Origin of the sequence: Methylobacterium tarhaniae, from assembly GCF_001043955.1 — a bacterium.
In the GTDB taxonomy this organism is placed as follows: domain Bacteria; phylum Pseudomonadota; class Alphaproteobacteria; order Rhizobiales; family Beijerinckiaceae; genus Methylobacterium; species Methylobacterium tarhaniae.
Genome location: NZ_LABZ01000006.1, coordinates 47,783 through 66,483, shown reverse-complemented (window position 1 = coordinate 66,483; position 18,701 = coordinate 47,783). Strand labels below are relative to the sequence as shown.

The following is an 18,701-nucleotide window of genomic DNA, read 5'->3' as shown; positions in this document are numbered from 1 at the left end:
CCCGTCCAGTGGCGCCCGGTCCTTGGTTTTGGCCGCGGGGTCGGACCTCGGCCCGACCCCCACCCGGCCCCGCCGGGGGGGGGGGGCCCCGCTGATCCTGGCCAGGGGGGGGATGCCCGGGCCCCCGGCCCGCCGCTGGGCCCGCACCCCGGCGGTGGCCCGCGCGCTCCTCTCGCGCATCGCGCTCTGCCTCGCCCAGAGCCGGGAGGAGGCCGAGCGCTTCGCCCGCCTCGGTGCGCCGCGGGTCGAGGCGGGCGGCAACCTGAAATTCGACGCGGGGGCCCCGCCGGCGGATCCCGAGCCGCTGCGCCAGCTCGCCGGCGTGATCGCCGGGCGGCCGGTCTGGCTCGCCGCCTCGACCCATCCGGGCGAGGAGGCCGCCGCCATCGCCGCCCACCGGTCGCTCGCGCGCCGCTACCCCGACCTCCTCACCATCGTGGTGCCGCGCCATCCCGAGCGCGGCCCGGCCGTCGCCGCCGACGCGGTGGCGGCGGGCCTGCGGGTCGGGCGCCGGTCGGCCGGCGGGCAGCCGCACGACAAGGTCGATCTCTACGTCGCCGACACGGTCGGCGAGCTCGGCCTGTTCTACCGCCTCTGCCCGCTCGTCTTCGTCGGCGGGTCGCTCGCCCGCCATGGCGGCCAGAACCCGATCGAGCCGGCCCGGCTCGGCGCCGCGATCCTGTACGGGCCGCATGTGCGCAACTTCGCCCAGGTCTACGGCGCGCTCGACCGGGCCGGCGGGGCCCGGATCGTGCGGGACGGGCAGGAGCTGACGGCGGCCGTCGGCCAGCTCCTCGCCGATCCCGCCACCCGCCAGGCGATGGCCCGCGCGGGTGCCGCGGCGATCGAGGCCGCCGGCGGCGCGACCGACCGGGCGATGGCGGCGATCGAGCCCTTCATCTGCCAATTGAAGATCGCCGGGCGGTTCGCCTCGTGATCCGGGCCCCGGGCTTCTGGTGGCGGGAGGCGCCGACACCGGCAGCCCGGCTGCTCGGACCCGTCGGTGCGCTCTACGGGGCGCTCGCCGCCCGCCGGATGGCGCGGGCCGGGGCGGCCCCGCCCTGCCCGGTGGTCTGCATCGGCAATTTCTCCCTCGGCGGCGCCGGCAAGACGCCGACGGCACTGGCGGTGGCGGCCCTGCTGCGCGGTCTCGGCCGGCGCCCGGCTTTCCTGAGCCGGGGCTATGGCGGGCGCCTGCCCGGCCCGGTGCGGGTGGAGTCCGGGCGGCACCGCGCGGACGATGTCGGCGACGAGCCGCTGCTTCTCGCCCGGGCCGCCCCGGCGATCGTCGCCCGCGACCGGGTGGCGGGCGCGCAGGCCTGCATCGAGGCCGGCGCCGACATCGTCGTGATGGATGACGGGCTGCAGAATCCGAGCCTCGCCAAGGACTTGGCGATCGCGGTGTTCGACGGCGCGGTCGGCCTCGGCAACGGGCGGGTGTTTCCGGCGGGTCCGCTGCGGGCGCCGGCCGACGGGCAGTGGCGCCGGATCCACGCCGCCCTGGTGATCGGCGAGGGCGCGCCGGGCGCCCGGGTGCTCGCGCAGGCGCGGGAGCGCGGAGTGCCGGCCCTGTCCGGCCGGCTCGTGCCCGATCCCGCGGTGGCCGCCGCCCTGGCGGGGCGCCCGGTCCTGGCCTTCGCGGGGATCGGCCGCCCCGAAAAGTTCTTCGCGACCTTGCGCGACATCGGGGCCGACCTGCGCGGGACCCGCACCTTCCCGGACCACCACGCCTTCACGGCGGCGGAGGCCGACGCCCTCGCGGCGCAAGCCGCAGCCCAGGGGCTCCTGCTGGTGACGACCGAGAAGGACCGGGTGCGCCTGCCGGCCACGATGCCGGTGACGACGTTGCCGGTGGTCTTGGCGCTCGACGAGCCCGAAGCGCTCGGCGCCCTGCTACGCGGTCTTTGAGTTGTCGCGCAGGCGCACCATCACCGCGTCGGGATCGGCATAGGCCTCCTGGCGCTCGACGCTCCAGTAGCGCAGGGCGTCGAGGGGGATCTCGACCCCGGTCACGGCGCAGCGCACGAACCGGCCGGGCCGCACCACGCGCAGGTTGCTGTCGCCGTATTCCACGACGGCCTCGCCGGATCCGCCGCGCTCGAACCGTCCCAGCATCGAAAGATTTCCTTCTCGGTCGAAAGAATGCGGGTGTAGGGCGCGGGCCGCGGCTTGTCGACGGGCTCGACGGCGGGCGCCCGGCCGGCCATGATCGGAGGATACCGCAACACCTGCCGGAGCCGGGATGGATCCGACCGACACGCTGTTCTCCGCGGCCCGCGCGGTCCAGGCGCGCGCCCACGCGCCCTATTCGCGCTTCCGCGTCGGCGCCGCGATCCTCGACGAGGCCGGGGCGGTGCATGCCGGCTGCAACGTCGAGAACGCCGCCTACCCGGTCGGCACCTGCGCCGAGGCCGGGGCGATCGCCGCCATGGTGGCGGGGGGCGGCCGGCGCATCGCCGCGATCCTGGTCCTGGGCGACGGCGAGGCCCTGGTCACCCCCTGCGGGGCCTGCCGCCAGCGCATCCGCGAATTCGCCGCGCCGGACACCCCCATCCACGTCGCCGGGCCGCGAGGCGTGAGACGAACCTTCACCCTGGACGAGCTGCTTCCCGCCTCGTTCGGGCCGGACAACCTCGCGTGAGCGCGCTGCCCGACGATCCCCGGGTGGCCGAGGCCGCCGCTTTCCTCAGGGCGCGCGGATTCGCGGGGCCTTTCGCGCTCGCCCTCGTCACCGGCACCGGGCTCGGGCCCCTCGCGGACCGGGTCGAGGACCCGGTCGCCCTGCCCTACGGCGAGATCCCGCATTTCCCGGCCTCCGGCGTCTCGGGCCATGCCGGGCGGCTGGTGGCGGGGCGCCTCGGCGGAGGAAGGGTGCTGCTGTTCCAGGGCCGCGCCCACGCCTACGAGCACGGCGATGCCGCCGCGATGCGGGTGCCGGTCGGCGTGGTGGCGGCGCTCGGAGCTCCGCCGCTCCTCCTCACCAACGCGGCGGGCTCGCTCCTGCCCGAGGCCGGCCCCGGCCGCCTCGCGCTCGTCACCGACCACGTCAACCTGTCGGGGATGAACCCGCTCTACGGCGAGCCCTCCGATGCCCGCTTCGTGCCGATGGTCGATGCCTACGATCCCGGCTTGCGGGCGGCGCTGAAAGCCGCCGCGGCGGCGGGCGGCGTGCCGCTGCGCGACGGGGTCTATGCCTGGTTCTCGGGCCCGAGCTTCGAGACCCCGGCGGAGATCCGCATGGCCCGGATCCTCGGCGCCGACCTCGTCGGCATGTCGACGGTCCCGGAGGTGATCCTCGCCCGCTTCTTCGGCCTGCGGGTCGCGGCGCTCTCGCTCGTGACGAACTACGCCGCGGGCTTCGCGGCGGGCGCCCCACACCACGACGAGACCAAGCGGGTGGCGGCGGAGGCGGCGGAGGATGTCGGGCGCCTCGTCACCGCGCTGCTCTCCGGCGATCTCTGATTCCTCTTCCCGGGACGATTCCATGACGCTGCTGCCGCAGGAAATGATCCGCCTCAAGCGCGACGGCCACGCATTGCCGCCGGAGGCGATCGAGGCCTTCATCGCCGGCCTGACCGAGGGCCGGGTCACCGAGGGGCAGGCGGCGGCCTTCGCCATGGCGGTGTTCTTCCGCGGCCTGTCGCTGCCGGAGCGGGTAGCGCTGACCCGGGCGATGATGCGCTCGGGCACGGTGCTCGCCTGGGACCTGCCCGGCCCGGTGGTCGACAAGCATTCCACCGGCGGCGTCGGCGACACGGTGAGCTTGCCCCTCGCCCCGATGGTCGCGGCCTGCGGCGGCTACGTGCCGATGATCGCCGGGCGCGGCCTCGGCCATACCGGCGGCACCCTCGACAAGCTCGACAGCATCCCGGGCTACACCTCGACGCCGGACGTGGACCTGTTCCGGCGCGTCACGCGCGAGGTCGGCTGCGCGGTGATCGGCCAGACCCCGGACCTCGCCCCGGCCGACCGGCGGCTCTACGCCATCCGCGACGTCACCGGCACGGTCGAATCCCTCGACCTGATCACCGCCTCGATCCTGGCGAAGAAGCTCGCCGCCGGTTTGCAGGGCCTGGTCATGGACGTGAAGGCGGGCTCCGGCGCCTTCATGGCCCGCACGGAGGAGGCCTACGGCCTCGCCGAGAGCCTCGTCACGGTGGCGAACGGCGCCGGCCTGCCGACCCGCGCCCTCCTCACCGACATGGACCAGCCGCTGGCCTCCGTCGCCGGCAACGCCGCCGAGGTGGCCTACGCCCTCGACTACCTCGCCGGCCGCCGGCGCGAGCCGCGCTTCCACGCCGTCACCCTGGCGCTCGGCGCCGAGATGCTGGTCCTCGGGTCCTTGAGCCCCGACATCCCGGCCGCGACCGCCCGCCTGGAGGAGGCCCTGGCCTCCGGGCGCGCCGCCGAGATCTTTTCCCGCATGGTGGCGGCGCTCGGCGGCCCGTCCGACCTGATCGACCATCCGGAGCGCCACCTGCTCCGCGCCGCCGTGGTGCGTCCGGTCCACGCGCCCCAGCCGGGCCGCGTCGCCGCCATCGCCACCCGTGCCATCGGCGTCACGGTGATCGGCCTCGGCGGCGGGCGCACCCGCCCGGAGGACAGCATCGATCACGCCGTCGGCCTCACCGACCTCGCGCCGGTCGGCGCCGAGGTCGGGCCGGACCGGCCGCTCGCGGTGGTGCATGCCCGCAGCGAGGCGGCGGCGGCGCGAGCGGCGGCCGAGGTCGTAGCAGCGTATCGGGTCGGCCCTGAGGCCGTGGCGGAGCGGAAGGTGATCCTGGGGCGGGTCGAGTAAGACGGCGTTGCTGCCGTAAAAGAGCATCGTGGCCCGCCCAATGCCCATGACAGGCATTGTGCGGACCACGCGGTGCGGGAGGGGGCTACGCTTAGGCGACGAGGATAGCCGGCAGGGCCGCACTGGCGGCCTTGGCGCCGGCCGCGACGGCGCCGGCCATCGCGGTTGCGGTGCCCGTCACCGGAAGCGTCGCCGCAGCGGCTACGCCGACGGCGAGACCAACCACCGCGACGCCGGCCACGCCCGCCACCGGGATCGTCGTGATGCTTTCGGTTTCTTCAACTGACCCGTCGAGAAGTCGACGCCGATGAATCACGCGCCGCTCGTAGACATTCCACGCCATTGCGACCTCTCAACCTGCGAGTGCACGAACGCTGAACTGAGTCCGACAATCGCCTCATCCCGAACGGAAGGCAAGTTGAGAATACGTTAAGAGGAAAAACTTAACGGTGACTTGCGCGGTTCGCGCCACAACTCAGGAAGTGCCGCTGAGTTCCGCTTATCCTTTGGTCGAAAATCAAGGCGGTCGAGCGAGCACGTGTCAATTGTTGAACACACACGCTCCCGGCACACATTCGACCGCCGGCCCCGCCGCACACCGCGTCTCGGCTCTGCAAGGGCCTCGAAGCGAGGCGCCCGCGCGGTCGTGTCGCGCCTCGTCGCACCATCCGTCGGCCGTCTCCGGGTGACGCCCCGGGCACGCGGTCCCGGCGAGGCCGTCATGGTTCCTGATCACGCGTCGTGGAAGCGATCACGGCGGCCGAGTTCGGATGCGAAGCGCCGGCACCCGCAGACAACCGGCGCCGCTCGCCCTATTATCAACGGCCTAGGATGCTGACGCATCAGCCCGGTGGGCCATCTCGAATTTTCGAAGTTAAGCCAGAGGCTTGACGAAAATTCGAGAACGGAACCAAAGGTCGTTTTCAACGACCGTTGGCATTACTCCCCGATCTCGATCCGCGCCTCGACCCCCAGCAGCCGTCCGAGCCCCCGCAGGCGGTTCGACAGGCGGTCGCTGGCGAGGTCGCGCAGATCCGGCGGCAGCGTGAGGACGATGGCGCCGTCGCGCATCGCCAGCGGCGTGCGGGGCAGGATGCCCGCCATCGCCACCGAGACCGGGAAGGCGACGCGCAGGACCGCGCCGAGCAGGCGCGCCTGCTCGAACAGGCGCGGACCGGCGAGCTGGCGCAGGAGCGGGCTCGCCTTCTCGGGGGCGACGCCCTCGTGGCGGAAGAACACCGCCACCGCCAGGTAGGCCCGGCCCGGATGGTCGATGCCGACGAAGGAGGCGTGGGCGATGACGTTGAGGCTTTGCTCGCCGCGGTAATCCGGATGGGTGCGCCAGCCGACATCGGCGAGCAGGCAGGCGGCGTGGCGCAGGCGCCGCTCGTCGGCGGTCTCCGGCGTCGACAGGCTCGCCATGAAGGCGTCGGTCCAGGCCTGCAATTCGGGGCCGTGGCCGGGGCTGCGGCAGCGCAGGCGGTTGAGCTCGGCGGCGGCCAGCAGCAGCGGGTCGCGGGCGCGGGCGGCGTCGTCGAGCTTCTCGTAGAGCAGGCCCTCGCGCACGCCGGTGGCCGAGATCGCGATCTCCCGCGGGCGCCCCGAGCGGATCAGCTCCTCCAGCACCACCGCCCCGTAAGCCAGGAGCGGGCGGCGCGCTTCCGACACGCTCTCGACGGCGGCGAGCGTCGCGGCGTCGGATTGCTCGACCACCTGGAGGAAGGAGAGCTCGTCGTTCGGCTCGATGCTGTAGCCGTGCATCACGTGCAGGCGGTAGTCCCGCGCCGCCTGGTGCAGGCGGGCGAGCGCCCGCCAGGTGCCGCCGACGGCGTAGAAGGTGCGGCCCTTGAGCGTGTCGAGTTGCGGCCCCGCCTTCTTGAGCGCTTCGGCCGCGATCTTGCGGGCTTTCTTGAGCGAGCCGCCGCTGAGATCCTGGAGGGCGAGGCCGCCGAGCGGCATGGTCACGCCGCTGCCGACCGCCGAGCCGCGCAGATCGACGAGTTCGAGGCTGCCGCCGCCGAGATCGCCCACCAGGCCGTCCGGCGCGTGGAAGCCCGAGATGACGCCGTAGGCCGACAGCTCCGCCTCGCGCCGGCCGGAGAGAAGCTCGATCGGGTGGCCGCAGGCGGCCTGCGCGGCCTCCAGGAAGGCCGGGCCGTTCTCGGCGTCGCGGGCGGCGGCAGTGGCCAGCACGAAGACCTGCCCGACATGCATGGTCTCGCACAGGACCCGGAACCGGGCCAGCGCCTGGAGGGCGCGGCGCACCGCCTCCTCGTTGAGGCGGCCGGTGGTCAGCACGTTGCGGCCGAGGCCGCACAGGACCTTTTCGTTGTAGAGCGGGGTCGGTGCCCGGCTGATGCCCGAATAGGCGACCAGCCGGACGGAGTTCGAGCCGATATCGATGATGGCGACAGGGGCGCCGGGCTCGATCCGGGCGAGCGCGGCTTCGTTCAGGGCGGTACGATCCAGGCCCATCCAGGTCCTCATGACGGGGGAGCCGCCTGACGGGCAGGAACCCTGGGGACGGGCCTGGGGCCTGCGTCAAGCGCGCTGGGCGCGCCGGCTGAGCGCGCGGGGACTCGATTTCTTCGATGCCTTCCCGCGGCCCGACAGGCTCGGGTTGGTCATGAAATACTTGTGCGCGTTGAAGGGTTCCTCGCCCTCGGCGGGCTCGATCCGCTCGCTCGCGCCCGACGCCAGTACACGCCAGCTCTGCTGGTTGTCGAGGAGATTCGCCATCATGATCTGGTCGAGCACCTGCTGGTGCACCGTCGGGTTGAGGATCGGCAGCATCGCCTCCACCCTGCGGTCGAGGTTGCGGCTCATCAGGTCCGCTGACGAGATGTAGACCCGGGCCTTGGGGTGGGGCAGCCCGACGCCGTTGCCGAAGGCGTAGACCCGGCCGTGCTCCAGGAACCGCCCGACGATCGACTTGACCCGGATGTTCTCCGACAGGCCCGGCACCCCGGGCCGGAGGCAGCAGATGCCGCGCACCACGCAGTCGATCGGCACGCCGGCCTCGCTGGCGTCGTAGAGCGCGTCGATGATCTGGGTGTCGACGAGGGAGTTGCACTTGATCCAGATCGCCGCCGGCCGGCCGGCCTTGGCATGGGCGATCTCCTCGGCGATGTGCTCGAGGAGCCGCGCCTTCATGGTCAGGGGCGAGACCGCCATCCGCTCCAGCTCCGCCGGCTCGGCGTAACCGGTGATGAAGTTGAAGATCCGCGAGACGTCGCGGCCGATCACCGGGTCGGCGGTGAAGAACGACAGGTCGGTGTAGATCCGGGCGGTGATCGGGTGGTAGTTGCCGGTGCCGACGTGGCAGTAGCTCACCAAGCGGTCGCCCTCGCGGCGCACCACCATCGAGAGCTTGGCGTGGGTCTTCAGCTCGATGAAGCCGAACACCACCTGGGCGCCGGCCTTCTCGAGGTTGCGGGCCCAGCGGATATTCGCCTCCTCGTCGAAGCGGGCCTTGAGCTCGACCAAGGCCGTGACCGACTTGCCGGCTTCCGCAGCCTCCGCCAGCGCCGCGACGATGGGGGAATTGGAGGAGGTGCGGTAGAGCGTCTGCTTGATCGCCACCACGTTCGGGTCGCGGGCGGCCTGCGACAGGAACTGCACCACCGAGTCGAACGATTCGTAGGGGTGGTGGACGATGAAGTCCTTCTGGCGGATCGCCGCGAAGCAGTCGCCGCCGCTCTCGCGGATGCGCTCGGGGAAGCGCGGGTTGTAGGGCTTGAACTTCAGGTCCGGCCGGTCGATCCCGACGATCTGCGACAATTCGTTGAGGGCGAGCATCCCCTCGACCACGAACACCGCGTCGCCGCCGATTTCCAGCTCGTCGGCCACGAAGGTGCGCAGGTCCTCCGGCATGGTGGCGTCGACCTCCAGGCGGATCACCACGCCGCGGCGGCGCTGCTTCAGCGCCGTCTCGAAGTGGCGCACCAGGTCCTCGGCCTCCTCCTCGATCTCGAGATCGGAATCGCGCACCACCCGGAAGCCGCCCTGGCCCTTGACCAGGTAGCCCGGGAAGAGGCGGCTGGTGAACAGCACGATCACCTGCTCGATGGCGATGAACCGGGCGGTGCCGCTGTTGCCGGGATCCGGCAGGCGCACGAAGCGGTCGATGATCGAGGGCAGGCGGATCAGCGCCCGCAGCGCCCGGGCGTCGCGGGGGCGCACCAGGGTCAGGGCGATGGTCGAGCCGAGATTCGGGATGAAGGGGAACGGATGGGCCGGGTCGATGGCCAGCGGCGTCAGCACCGGGAAGATGTGCTGGAGGAAGTAATCCTCGAGCCAGGCCGCCTCCTCGGCCGCGAGGTCCATCGCCTCGACGAGGTCGATGCCGTTCCGGTGCAGCTCCTCGCGCAGCTCGCGCCAGCGCCGCTGCTGGTCGCGGGCGAGGCCCGACACCTCGGCGTCGATGCGGGCGAGCTGCTCGGCCGGGGAGAGGCCGTCGGCGGACGGCGCGGTGAGCCCGGCGCGGACCTGGTCGTGCAGGCCGGCGACCCGCACCATGAAGAACTCGTCGAGGTTGTTGGCCGAGATCGAGAGGAAGCGCAGCTGCTCGAGCAGGGGATGGCCGGTATTCGAGGCCTCTTCCAGCACCCGGCGGTTGAACTGCAGCCAGGACAGCTCGCGGTTCACGTAGCGGCCCGGCTCGTGGCGCAGGGCCCGGCCGGCGGCCACGGCATCGGCCTTCGCCTGGCGGGCCGCCGCCTGCGTGGCCTCCGCATCCTCGGCGCGGCCGGTCTCGGCCTTGGATTCGAGCTTGGTCTCGGCCAGGATCTCCGCCTCGTCGCGCCGGTCGCCCTCCACCTTCTCAGGCGTCGCCTCGGTCTCGTCGAGAACCGGGATAGCACTGGCTCCGGCAGCGGTGTCCGACACGATGGCTTCTCCTTGGATAGGGCCGGGGCGCGGCTTTCAGCCTTCCCCGGTGACAGGACAGTTTGACATTTGCGTGAACGGCGCGGGAAGACCCCCGCCTGGCGCCCGCAACGTGTCCGACGGACGGGTCAGGCCTCGTCGTCCGGCTCCTCGTCGTCCCGCATCCCCTCCCCGTCCCCGTCCAGGGCCGCCAGGGTGGCGAGCGCCAGGGGCCGGGTGATGCGCCGGCGCCGGCTCAAGCCCTCCCGGTCGAGGGCCGCCACCACGTCCCGCGCCCGGGCCAGGGACCGGTCGATCCGGAGCGCCAGGGCATCGACCACGCTGGTATCGACGACGAGCTGGCGGTCGATGAAGAGCTTCACCAGCACGACCTTGAGCAGGGCCTCGTCCGGCGGGGCGATGCCGATCCCGGGAGCCAGGCGCAGGCGCGAGCGCAGGTCGGGGGTGGACAGGCCCCAGGCCTCGACCGGCCCGGAGGCGGTCACCACCACGCTCAGGCCCCGCTCGCGGGCGAGGTTGAGGAGATGGAACAGGGCGGCCTCGTCGCGGCCCGCCTCGCGGTCGGCATCCTCGATCACCAGGGCGTCGGCGAGGCTCAGCTCCGGCACCGCCTCCGCCGTCACGGCGGCGACCGGCACCGTCAGGGCGCCCGACCGCTCGGCGAAGATCGCCGCGAGGTGGCTCTTGCCGCTGCCCGGCGGGCCGGTGAGCACCAGGACGCGGTCCGGCCAGTCGGGCCAGGCCTCGATCCGGGCGTAGGCCGCCTCGTTGGACGGGCTGACCAGGAAGTCCTCGGAGCCGAAGCGGGGCGCGACGGGCAGATCGAGGGCGAGCTGGCGCGGTTGGTCGGGCATGCGGGCTTCAGGATCTTGCGGGTTCAGGGTTTCGATATGGCGGGCGGGGCGGACTTGGCCACCGTCGCGTCGGCGGTGAGGATCGGCGTGCCGTCGTGGTAGAGGCGGCTCGCGAGGTAGCTCTTCACCGCGAAGCGGGCGATGACCCCGAGGGCCGCCGCCACCGGCACCGCCAGCAGCAGGCCGAGGAAGCCGAACAGCGAGCCGAAGGCGAGAAGCGCGAACATCAGCCAGACCGGGTGCAGCCGCACCGCATCGCCGACGAGCTTGGGCTGGAGCACGTTGCCCTCGAGGAACTGCCCGACCAGGAAGACTCCGACTGTCAGCACCACCGAGACCCAGTCGGGCCAGAACTGCACGAGCGCCACGCCGGTGGAGAGCAGGAAGCCGGTGAGCGAGCCGACATACGGGATGAAGGTGAGGAACCCCGCCATCAGGCCGATCAGCACGCCGAAATTCAGCCCGACGCACCACAGGCCGACGGCGTAGAAGGTGCCGAGGATCAGGCAGACCAGGCTCTGTCCGCGGATGAAGGCGGTGATCGCCCCGTCGATGTCGCGGGCGAGCATCCTGGCGGTGTCGCGGTGGCGCGGCGGCACCCAGCGGTCGAGGGTCGCGATCATCCGGTCCCAGTCGACGAGGAGGTAGAACGCCACCACGGGCGTCACCACCAGGAGCGAGACGATGCCGACGATCGCCTGGCTGCCGGACCACAGCGAGCGCAGGAAGCCGAGGATCCAGGCCACCGCCTGGCCCATCAGGTTGCCGACCGAGGATTGCAGCTCCTGGAGCGCGCCGTGGCCGCCGGCCCGCTCGATCAGGGGGCCGGCCCGCTCGGCGATGATCGCCTGGAGCTTGGCGATCATCGCCGGCAGCGAGGCGACCAGGGCCGCGATCTGGTTCGCCGCGAGCGGCACCACCAGGATCAGGGCCAGGATCAGCCCGAGCAGGAACGTCGCCAGGATGATCAGCGTCGCGGTGAGCCGCCCGAGCCCGAACCGCTCCAGCCGGTCGGCGACCGGATCGAGGGCATAGGCGAGCGCCGCGCCGGCCACGAAGGGCAGGAGCACGTCGCGCAGCTGGTAGAGCAGGAACACCACGAGGGCGACGACCGCCAGGGTGATGGCGGCCCGGCGTTGGATCGGCATGCGCACTGGCCCCGTCACCCACGCGAATCCGTCGCGCCCCGGCCGGACCGAGATGGAAGGGCACCGCCGCAGGGTCAAGCCCGGTCTGCGGGCGCTCCGGGATTCCGGCGCCGTGAGCCCTGCGGAAAGAGGTTAATAAAAAATACCCCGGCCATCAAAAATAAAACATCGGCTCGGCAAGAAATTCAATTCTTTGGGTTTTCTTGTCGTTGCCGTTGCGGAATGAATCGGATAAATAGGGGATACACCAAAAAATCGATGGCGGCCCGCCTCGTCTCCAGTGCCTGCGCCGTATTCAGGATGTGCCATGACGAGCATCGGCAATACACCAGCGTCGTATATCACCACGCTCCTGCAAACGACGGGGCCGGTCTTTCACGGCCGCGTGGGCGGCATCGGGCCGGAGGACACGGACGAGGCCGCCGCCGCAATCCTCAAGATCGTCAATACGATCTCCATCGAGACTAGTGCCGCGAACAAGGCAGCGGCGGCCAAGATCGGCGATGCGGCCTTACGGGCGGCCGAGATCTGGGCGAGTCCGAACCACGGCAGCAGCCAGGGGGTGCGCTACTATGAGCGTCCCGAGGACATCGAGGACCCAGAGTATCGCGCCATCATGGTGGATTTTGCCAGGAAGGAGGCTGCGCAGAAGGCCATCGACGCCGTGACCCCGGGCTATCATCGCTGGCCGGAACAAATGCGAGAAGGAGAAAAAATATTCTCTATCATGGAAGATTATTTCAAATCAGATTTTTCATATACGACCGGCAGAACCAGCGGCGGCGATGTCATCGAGAAAAGCAATATGTCGTATCTGAACTTCCTTGGCGCGCTTCGTGATAAAATTTCAGTATTGACCGCGGGCGTCGCAGAGGTCGCGGACATCTCCGGCAAGATCGTGTCTCAGGGCTCCGATGGTCAGCTTCGCATTGGCAAATTCGAGGCGCGAGATAAAGAAACCGGACAATTATTCATGAAAATGGACGATCAAAATTTTCTCAGATTTTACGACAAGGGAACGGTGCTGCTCGAAGTCGATTACGGGGCGTCGGACGTCGAGCAATAGCGTGGCTGCGCTCAATACCGTGCCAGTGAGTCTGTTTTGATCGGTCGAGTCGCGGGAGAGGGGCTGCACCGCAAGGCATGCGCGCCATGGCCGCGATCCAGACCCGGGCCACACATCTAGGTAAGATCAAAGCATGCATCTGGATGAAAAAAATAATGTCATACTGGCAATAGCCTTCGACAACCGCGGTCACCTGCGATTTCGACACGAAAATCGCTCGAACACGGCGTAAATACGTATCACTCAGTAACGGCCTGCGTCATCGAGAGCGCCTGCGCCGCATCAAGGATGTGCCATGACCAGCATCGGCAGTACACCGGCGTCGTATGTCACCACCCTCTTCCAAACGACGGGGCCGGTCTTTCACGGCCGCACGGCCGGTCGCGGGCCGGAGGACACGGACGAGGCCGCCGCCAAAATCCTCAAGATCGTGAACACGATCTCTGTCGAGACTGCTGCCGCAAGTAAGGCTGCGGCGGCCAAGATCGGTGACGCGGCGCTACGGGCAGCGGAAATTTGGGCAAGCTCTAACCATGGCAGCAGCCCAGGCGTCCGCTACTACGAGCGCCTGGAAGATATCGAAGACCCAGCGGAAAGGAATGCAATGATTGCATCGGCCAAGGCACAAGCTGAGCAGGATGCAAGAACATCTGGGCTTCATCATTGGCCCGATGGAGTTATTGAGGGGCGCCAAATATTTTTTATCATAGAAGATTATTTCAAAACTGATTTTTCTTATACAACTGGACGCGTGCATGGCGGGGTCGTACTCAAAGAATCAAACGCCGGAACTTTAAATTTTTTGGGAAATTTTAAAACGAAAATTTCTGATCTCACAGCAGAAATTGCAAAAGATGCAGACATCACGGGTCAGATTATATCGCAAGGATCCGACGGTCAATTTCGGATTGGCAAATTCGAAGTGCGAGACAAGGCATCCGGGGAGTTATATATGAAGCGAGACAATGATAACGTAGTAAGATTTTATGATAAGGGCATTGTGTTTCTCGAATTGGATTTTGGCGTATCAGAAATTGAGTAAAAAAATGGCGACTGCCGCAATATAAGTTGCGGCAGTCGCCATTTGAATCAGCCGTATATATTATATGAAGTCGTTCCGAAATCGTCAGAACTGATCAATGATGAAGAAATTCCAGCTAAAAATATACTTGTTGTTCCGGCAGTGACAAGAGTACCATTTCCGGAAGCAGCCCAGCTGTAAGTAAAATCTGCCGGGAATTCAATTTTATCTATGCCATCTTCGAAATCGTAGATCGTATCGGATCCGTGATCGATATCAAATACGAACTTATCAGCACCTGCCCCGCCGTATAGGGAGTCATTTCCACGCCCTCCTACCAGTTCGTCGGCACCATTTCCACCGTAGAGCGTATCATTTCCGCGAAATCCTTCAAGAAAATCATCACCATCCAACCCCTTGATAATATCTGCCTGCACACTTCCCTTTATATACTGAGTTCCAGCCATACCTTGAATGTCATTTATATTTCTAAGTTCTGTTCCATTCAAATTAAGATAATTATTTGTAACAATGTAAGCAGCAAGGCCGCTTTTATTATCGATTAGTTCAACGCTTTCCATAGAAGCAATCTCGAGCCAAATATAATTATAATACTAGGGCACTTGTTCGATCGAGATCACATCGTTTCCAGTTCCACCATCGTAATGATCCGGACCCTGCCCGCCCTTTACGAGAAATTTATCATTGCCACCCTTGCCGATAAGAACATCATTTCCTAAAGCACCATCTATAACGTCATCATATTCAGTGCCGATGAGAACATTGTTGTTATAGTTTCCGGTGATATTCATTGTGTTATTTCTTCCCCTCGCCGCGAATCGCGCGCAGCCTATTTTACGAATTTTCTGCAATGTTACTCGACGTAAATAAAAATTTCTTTCGCCACGACGAAAAACAGCTTCCCAAAAACAAGCCAGGAAGGAATCTGGACAGCGGCAGCCGCCTCACCGATTGGTCGCCGCTCCTCCTCGCCACGCCGCGATTCCCTGCGCCAGCGCCGAGGCGACCGACAGCCCGGCCAGCGCCAGCATCGCGACCGCCTCCGCCTCCACCGCCGCGATCCCGAGCGCCCGGCTCCCGAGGAGCCAGGCCAGGAAGGCGATCTGGCAGGCGGTGTTGAGCTTGCCGACGAGGAGCGGCGGGGTCTCCAGCGGGCGGCTGGCGAGGCGGGCGAGGCCGGCACCGATCACCATCAGGGCGTCGCGGACGATCAGCAGGGCGGGGAACCAGGCCGGGACGAGTCCGGCGAGCGTCAGGCTCACCAGCACGGCGAGCATCAGGGCCTTGTCGGCGAGGGGATCGAGGATCGCGCCGAGCCGGCTCGTCAGGCCGTAGCGGCGGGCGAGGAATCCGTCGATCCCGTCGGAGAGCCCCGCGACGGCAAAGAGCAGGAAGGCCGTCCCCCAGGCCTCGCGGGCGATGGCCTCAACGACGAACGGCACCAGGGCGAGGCGCGCGGCGGTGATCAGGTTCGGCAGGGAGCGCGGCAGGACGATCGGAGAAGGCTTCGGCAGCGTCATGACTCATCGGGCTGCCCCGACTCGCGGTCGCGGGCAAGAGCGGCTAAGAGCGGGTCCAGCATGTGACGGATCGAGGCGAAGGGTCGAGGGATGACGACGGGCGAGCGCCAGAACGGGATGACCTACGCGGAGGCCGGCGTCGACATCGATGCCGGCAACGCCATGGTCGAGGCGATCAAGCCCCTGGTGCGGGCGACCCGCCGGCCGGGGGCCGATGCGGAGATCGGCGGCTTCGGCGGCCTGTTCGACCTGAAGGCGGCGGGCTTCAAGGACGCGATCCTGGTGGCGGCCAATGACGGCGTCGGCACTAAGGTCAAGATCGCGATCGAGACCGGGCGCCACGCCACGATCGGCATCGACCTCGTGGCGATGTGCGTCAACGACATCATCGTCCAAGGCGCCGAGCCCCTGTTCTTCCTCGACTACTACGCCACCGGCAAGTTGGTCCCTGGCGTCGGCGCCGACATCGTCAAGGGCATCGCCGAGGGCTGCCGCCAGGCCGGCTGCGCGCTGATCGGCGGCGAGACCGCCGAGATGCCGGGCCTCTACGACGGGTCCGATTACGACCTCGCCGGCTTCTCGGTCGGAGCCGCCGAGCGCGGCGCGCTGCTGCCGGTCGCCGGCATCGCACCCGGCGACGTGGTGCTGGGCCTGCCCTCCTCGGGCGTTCACTCGAACGGGTTCTCGCTGGTGCGCCGGATCGTGGCCGCCTCCGGCCTCGGCTACGACGCGCCGGCGCCGTTCGCGCAAGGCGTCAGCCTCGGCGAGGCGCTGCTGGAGCCGACCCGCATCTACGTCAAGCCGCTCCTGGCCGCGCTCAAGGAAACCGGCCACGGCGCGATCAAGGCGCTCGCCCACATCACCGGCGGCGGCTTTCCCGACAACCTGCCCCGCGTGCTGCCCGACGGCGTCGGCATCGCCCTCGACCTCGACGCGATCCAGGTGCCCGCGGTGTTCGGCTGGCTCGCCCGCCAGGGCAACGTCGCCGAATCCGAGATGCTGCGCACCTTCAATTGCGGCATCGGCATGGTGGTGGTGGTCGATCCCTCCCGGGCCGACGCGGTGGTTCAGGCGCTCACGGCTTCCGGCGAGGCGCCCGTGCGCCTGGGGCAGATCACCGAGCGGGGCGACAGCCCGGTCACCTATTCGGGCAAGCTCGCCCTATGAGCGCCCGCGCCAAGGTCGCGATCCTGATCTCGGGCCGCGGCTCCAACATGGTGTCGCTGCTGGAGGCCGCGCAGGCGCCGGACTACCCGGCCGAGATCGTCCTCGTCGCCTCGAACCGGCCGGACGCGCCCGGCCTCGCCCGGGCCGCGGCGGCCAGGCTCGCCACCGAGGCGGTCGATCACCGGGCCCATCCGGACCGGGCCGCCTTCGAGCGGGCGCTCGATGCGGCCCTGCGCCGCCACGGCGTCGAGTTCCTGGTGCTCGCCGGCTTCATGCGGGTGCTGACGCCCTGGTTCGTCGAGGCCTGGGCCGGGCGGATGCTCAACATCCACCCGTCGCTGCTGCCGCTGTTCCGCGGCACGCACACCCATGCCCAGGCGCTGGCGGCCGGCGTGCGGGTGCATGGCTGCACGGTGCATTTCGTGGTGCCGGAGCTCGATGCCGGCCCGATCGTCGCCCAGGCCGCCGTGCCGGTGCTGCCGGAGGACGACGAGGACACCTTGAGCGCCCGGGTGCTGGTGCAGGAGCACCGGATCTACCCCGCGGCGCTCGCCCTGGTGGCGAGCGGCCGGGCCCGCCTCGACGGGGGCCGGGTGGTCTTCGCGGAGGGAAGCGGGGCCGCGGACGGGGCGCTGGTGGCGCCGGCCCTGGCCTGATCCGCGCGGGCGCACGTCCGGCCCGGCGGTACGCACGGCGGCGCGATCAACCCCGTCCCTGCCGCGCTCTCGATCGCCGGCGGGCTGCATCGCCGGTCCGGCGGGCGAGATCCGGCCCTGTCGCTGGCGCAGGGGCCGAACCCGCTTTGCTCCTCCCTGCTCACCGGCTGATCGCTCCGCTCCCGGCATCGACCCTGCCGGGAGCAATCGTCGTCGTGAATGCCCGCAAGGAAGTACTGTGTCGCCCGCAACGACAACCTGCGGCGGACGCAGTGATCGGATAACGCTTCACAGAAATGACAAGTTCAAATAGAGTGCGGCGCGGAAGATCGGGAGGCGCCGGATGTTCTTCATCGTCGCGGCGACGATCAGCGGCGGCCTGACGGCCGTGGCCTGGACACTGCATTTCGGGCTCGGCTGGGCGGTCGTGTTCGGGCTGCTCACGGCGGCGGTGAGCGGCGCCCAGGCTGCCCTGATTCTCGGCGCGATCGAACGCCGCGAGGAGCGGGATGAGGCGGCCCCCGCCGCGCCGGCCGCCCTTCCCCATCGTCCCGGCGACGCCGCGGATGTCACGGTGCCGCACTCCCTTCGGGCGGAGCCGTAAACCGTCCCTTCCAGGATTGCGGAGCACGGCGCGATCTGGCACCGCCATCGGTGTCATTCGACAGATCGGGCCGTGCGGGCCCGCACGGGCCACCCTTCCATGTCCAGAGCGTCACGCGTCATCGGCTGGCTGATCCTCGCCGCCATCACGGTGGCGACCGTCGCGCCGATCGGCTACCGGCCGGTCAGCGGCATGCCGGTCTCGATCGAGCGGTTCGGCGCCTTCGCGCTGCTCGCCTTCCTGCTCGCCCTCGGCTATCCGCGCCATCGCTGGCAGGTGCTGCTGCTGACCGTGGCGGCGGCCGGCGCCCTCGAGGCGTTCCAGCTGTTCGAGCCGACCCGGCACGGGCGTATCGCCGATTTCATGGTCAAGCTGGTGGGCTGCGGCTGCGGGTCGGCGGCCTCCCTGGCCGCCGGCCTGGTCTTTCCCCGCCTCGCGGCCCGCGGCGCGGCGCCGGGGCCTTCCGTCAGTTGATGCTGTAGGCCCGCTCGATGGTGACGCCGCAGCTCTCGGCCAGGGTGAACGCCATCTCGCGGGTCAGGCCGAAGATCAGCGGCGTCTCGCCGCGATAGAGCGTGTAGCGGCCGTCGGGCCGCACCGTGATGCGCACCTGCTCCTGCATGGCAGCCTCCTCCGAGGGCCGGCCCGTCGTTCTCGTGCGGGCCTGCTCAAGGGCGGGGAGATTAAGATGATTCGGGTCGGCCGCGAAGGGGTCGGCTGAAGGGGGGCCGGCTCACGATGCCCGGCGCTTCGTCCGGCGCCGGCCCTTCGGCCTCGGCTTCGCAACCTTGGGCGTGGCGGCCTTGCCGATCTCGCTCAGCGCCGCGCGCTGCTGGCGCCGCACCGCGTTGGCGGCATGACCCATCCAGAAGCCGGCGGCCCGGTTGGCGGCGGAGAGCCACAGGCTGTACGGGGATCCCTTCATCGCGATCGGTCCTCCGCCGGGTCAACGGCCGGGG

22 protein-coding genes are annotated in these 18,701 nt (G+C 69.0%); 11 read left to right on the top strand and 11 right to left on the bottom strand.

Annotation, left to right across the window (positions count from 1 at the left end):
• The first annotated feature begins 22 nt into the window (after nt 1–22).
• Nucleotides 23–937, top strand: coding sequence for a glycosyltransferase N-terminal domain-containing protein (locus VQ03_RS00940; protein ID WP_083467696.1), 915 nt, complete (start codon nt 23–25; stop codon nt 935–937).
• A complete protein-coding gene (gene lpxK, locus VQ03_RS00935) occupies nt 937–1,908 on the top strand; it encodes a tetraacyldisaccharide 4'-kinase (RefSeq protein WP_048448975.1) in 972 nt (323 codons plus the stop codon). Before VQ03_RS00940 ends, lpxK begins: the two co-directional genes overlap by 1 nt.
• On the opposite strand, the gene VQ03_RS00930 is transcribed toward lpxK, so the two are convergent.
• Nucleotides 1,894–2,115, bottom strand: coding sequence for a DUF2093 domain-containing protein (locus VQ03_RS00930; RefSeq protein WP_048448962.1), 222 nt, complete (start codon nt 2,113–2,115; stop codon nt 1,894–1,896). The two genes, lpxK and VQ03_RS00930, sit on opposite strands and share 15 nt — an antisense overlap.
• Nucleotides 2,116–2,242: 127 nt before the next feature.
• Between VQ03_RS00930 and VQ03_RS00925 the strand changes: the two genes are divergently transcribed.
• The 3 genes from VQ03_RS00925 to deoA are packed head-to-tail and all read left to right on the top strand — an operon-like array spanning nt 2,243 to nt 4,798.
• Nucleotides 2,243–2,641, top strand: coding sequence for a cytidine deaminase (locus VQ03_RS00925; RefSeq protein ID WP_048448961.1), 399 nt, complete (start codon nt 2,243–2,245; stop codon nt 2,639–2,641).
• Nucleotides 2,638–3,462, top strand: a complete 825-nt coding sequence (locus VQ03_RS00920) for a purine-nucleoside phosphorylase (RefSeq protein ID WP_425350016.1) — start codon at nt 2,638–2,640, stop codon at nt 3,460–3,462. The genes VQ03_RS00925 and VQ03_RS00920 overlap by 4 nt, the downstream gene beginning before the upstream one ends.
• Nucleotides 3,463–3,484: 22 nt before the next feature.
• Nucleotides 3,485–4,798 (top strand): thymidine phosphorylase, encoded by a 1,314-nt coding sequence (deoA, locus tag VQ03_RS00915; protein ID WP_048448960.1) that lies wholly within the window; start codon nt 3,485–3,487, stop codon nt 4,796–4,798.
• Nucleotides 4,799–4,889: 91 nt separating this feature from the next.
• Here deoA and VQ03_RS00910 read toward each other — a convergent pair whose 3' ends face one another.
• The 5 genes from VQ03_RS00910 to VQ03_RS00890 form a co-directional block, all read right to left on the bottom strand.
• On the bottom strand, nt 4,890–5,141 hold the full coding sequence (locus tag VQ03_RS00910) for a hypothetical protein (protein ID WP_048448959.1): 252 nt from the start codon (nt 5,139–5,141) through the stop codon (nt 4,890–4,892).
• Between the two features lie 596 nt (nt 5,142–5,737).
• The gene (ppx, locus tag VQ03_RS00905; protein ID WP_048448958.1) at nt 5,738–7,273 is read right to left on the bottom strand and encodes an exopolyphosphatase; all 1,536 of its coding nucleotides are present in this window, start codon (nt 7,271–7,273) and stop codon (nt 5,738–5,740) included.
• A gap of 66 nt (nt 7,274–7,339) precedes the next feature.
• Nucleotides 7,340–9,583, bottom strand: coding sequence for an RNA degradosome polyphosphate kinase (locus tag VQ03_RS00900; protein WP_425350017.1), 2,244 nt, complete (start codon nt 9,581–9,583; stop codon nt 7,340–7,342).
• 230 nt (nt 9,584–9,813) lie between these two features.
• Complete coding sequence (locus VQ03_RS00895) at nt 9,814–10,539, bottom strand: P-loop NTPase family protein (protein WP_048448957.1); 726 nt, start codon at nt 10,537–10,539, stop codon at nt 9,814–9,816.
• A gap of 23 nt (nt 10,540–10,562) precedes the next feature.
• Complete coding sequence (locus tag VQ03_RS00890) at nt 10,563–11,687, bottom strand: AI-2E family transporter (RefSeq protein ID WP_425350015.1); 1,125 nt, start codon at nt 11,685–11,687, stop codon at nt 10,563–10,565.
• Nucleotides 11,688–11,994: 307 nt separating this feature from the next.
• Between VQ03_RS00890 and VQ03_RS00885 the strand changes: the two genes are divergently transcribed.
• Both VQ03_RS00885 and VQ03_RS32585 read left to right on the top strand, forming a co-directional pair.
• Complete coding sequence (locus VQ03_RS00885) at nt 11,995–12,753, top strand: hypothetical protein (RefSeq protein WP_048448956.1); 759 nt, start codon at nt 11,995–11,997, stop codon at nt 12,751–12,753.
• Nucleotides 12,754–13,048: 295 nt separating this feature from the next.
• Nucleotides 13,049–13,795 (top strand): hypothetical protein, encoded by a 747-nt coding sequence (locus VQ03_RS32585; protein WP_157063899.1) that lies wholly within the window; start codon nt 13,049–13,051, stop codon nt 13,793–13,795.
• Nucleotides 13,796–13,842: 47 nt separating this feature from the next.
• Here the strand turns inward: VQ03_RS32585 and VQ03_RS31395 are convergent, their stop codons facing one another.
• From VQ03_RS31395 to VQ03_RS00880, 3 genes are all read right to left on the bottom strand, one after another.
• Complete coding sequence (locus VQ03_RS31395) at nt 13,843–14,355, bottom strand: calcium-binding protein (protein WP_083467695.1); 513 nt, start codon at nt 14,353–14,355, stop codon at nt 13,843–13,845.
• A gap of 33 nt (nt 14,356–14,388) precedes the next feature.
• The gene (locus tag VQ03_RS32580; protein ID WP_157063898.1) at nt 14,389–14,586 is read right to left on the bottom strand and encodes a calcium-binding protein; all 198 of its coding nucleotides are present in this window, start codon (nt 14,584–14,586) and stop codon (nt 14,389–14,391) included.
• A gap of 153 nt (nt 14,587–14,739) precedes the next feature.
• On the bottom strand, nt 14,740–15,315 hold the full coding sequence (locus tag VQ03_RS00880; protein WP_048448955.1) for a CDP-alcohol phosphatidyltransferase family protein: 576 nt from the start codon (nt 15,313–15,315) through the stop codon (nt 14,740–14,742).
• A gap of 90 nt (nt 15,316–15,405) precedes the next feature.
• Here VQ03_RS00880 and purM point away from each other — a divergent pair, with 90 nt between their 5' ends.
• From purM to VQ03_RS00860, 4 genes are all read left to right on the top strand, one after another.
• Complete coding sequence (gene purM, locus VQ03_RS00875; protein ID WP_048448954.1) at nt 15,406–16,482, top strand: phosphoribosylformylglycinamidine cyclo-ligase; 1,077 nt, start codon at nt 15,406–15,408, stop codon at nt 16,480–16,482.
• Nucleotides 16,479–17,138: a phosphoribosylglycinamide formyltransferase gene (purN, locus tag VQ03_RS00870; protein WP_048448953.1), complete on the top strand. Its 660-nt coding sequence runs from the start codon at nt 16,479–16,481 to the stop codon at nt 17,136–17,138. Before purM ends, purN begins: the two co-directional genes overlap by 4 nt.
• A gap of 343 nt (nt 17,139–17,481) precedes the next feature.
• The gene (locus VQ03_RS00865; RefSeq protein WP_048448952.1) at nt 17,482–17,742 is read left to right on the top strand and encodes a hypothetical protein; all 261 of its coding nucleotides are present in this window, start codon (nt 17,482–17,484) and stop codon (nt 17,740–17,742) included.
• A 99-nt stretch (nt 17,743–17,841) separates the two neighbouring features.
• A complete protein-coding gene (locus VQ03_RS00860; protein WP_048448951.1) occupies nt 17,842–18,216 on the top strand; it encodes a VanZ family protein in 375 nt (124 codons plus the stop codon).
• Here the strand turns inward: VQ03_RS00860 and VQ03_RS33595 are convergent.
• Together VQ03_RS33595 and VQ03_RS00855 are read right to left on the bottom strand one after the other, a co-directional pair.
• The gene (locus tag VQ03_RS33595) at nt 18,209–18,364 is read right to left on the bottom strand and encodes a hypothetical protein (RefSeq protein WP_167376044.1); all 156 of its coding nucleotides are present in this window, start codon (nt 18,362–18,364) and stop codon (nt 18,209–18,211) included. The genes VQ03_RS00860 and VQ03_RS33595 overlap by 8 nt on opposite strands.
• Before the next feature lie 111 nt (nt 18,365–18,475).
• Nucleotides 18,476–18,667 (bottom strand): hypothetical protein, encoded by a 192-nt coding sequence (locus VQ03_RS00855; RefSeq protein ID WP_048448950.1) that lies wholly within the window; start codon nt 18,665–18,667, stop codon nt 18,476–18,478.
• Between the last annotated feature and the right edge of the window lie 34 nt (nt 18,668–18,701).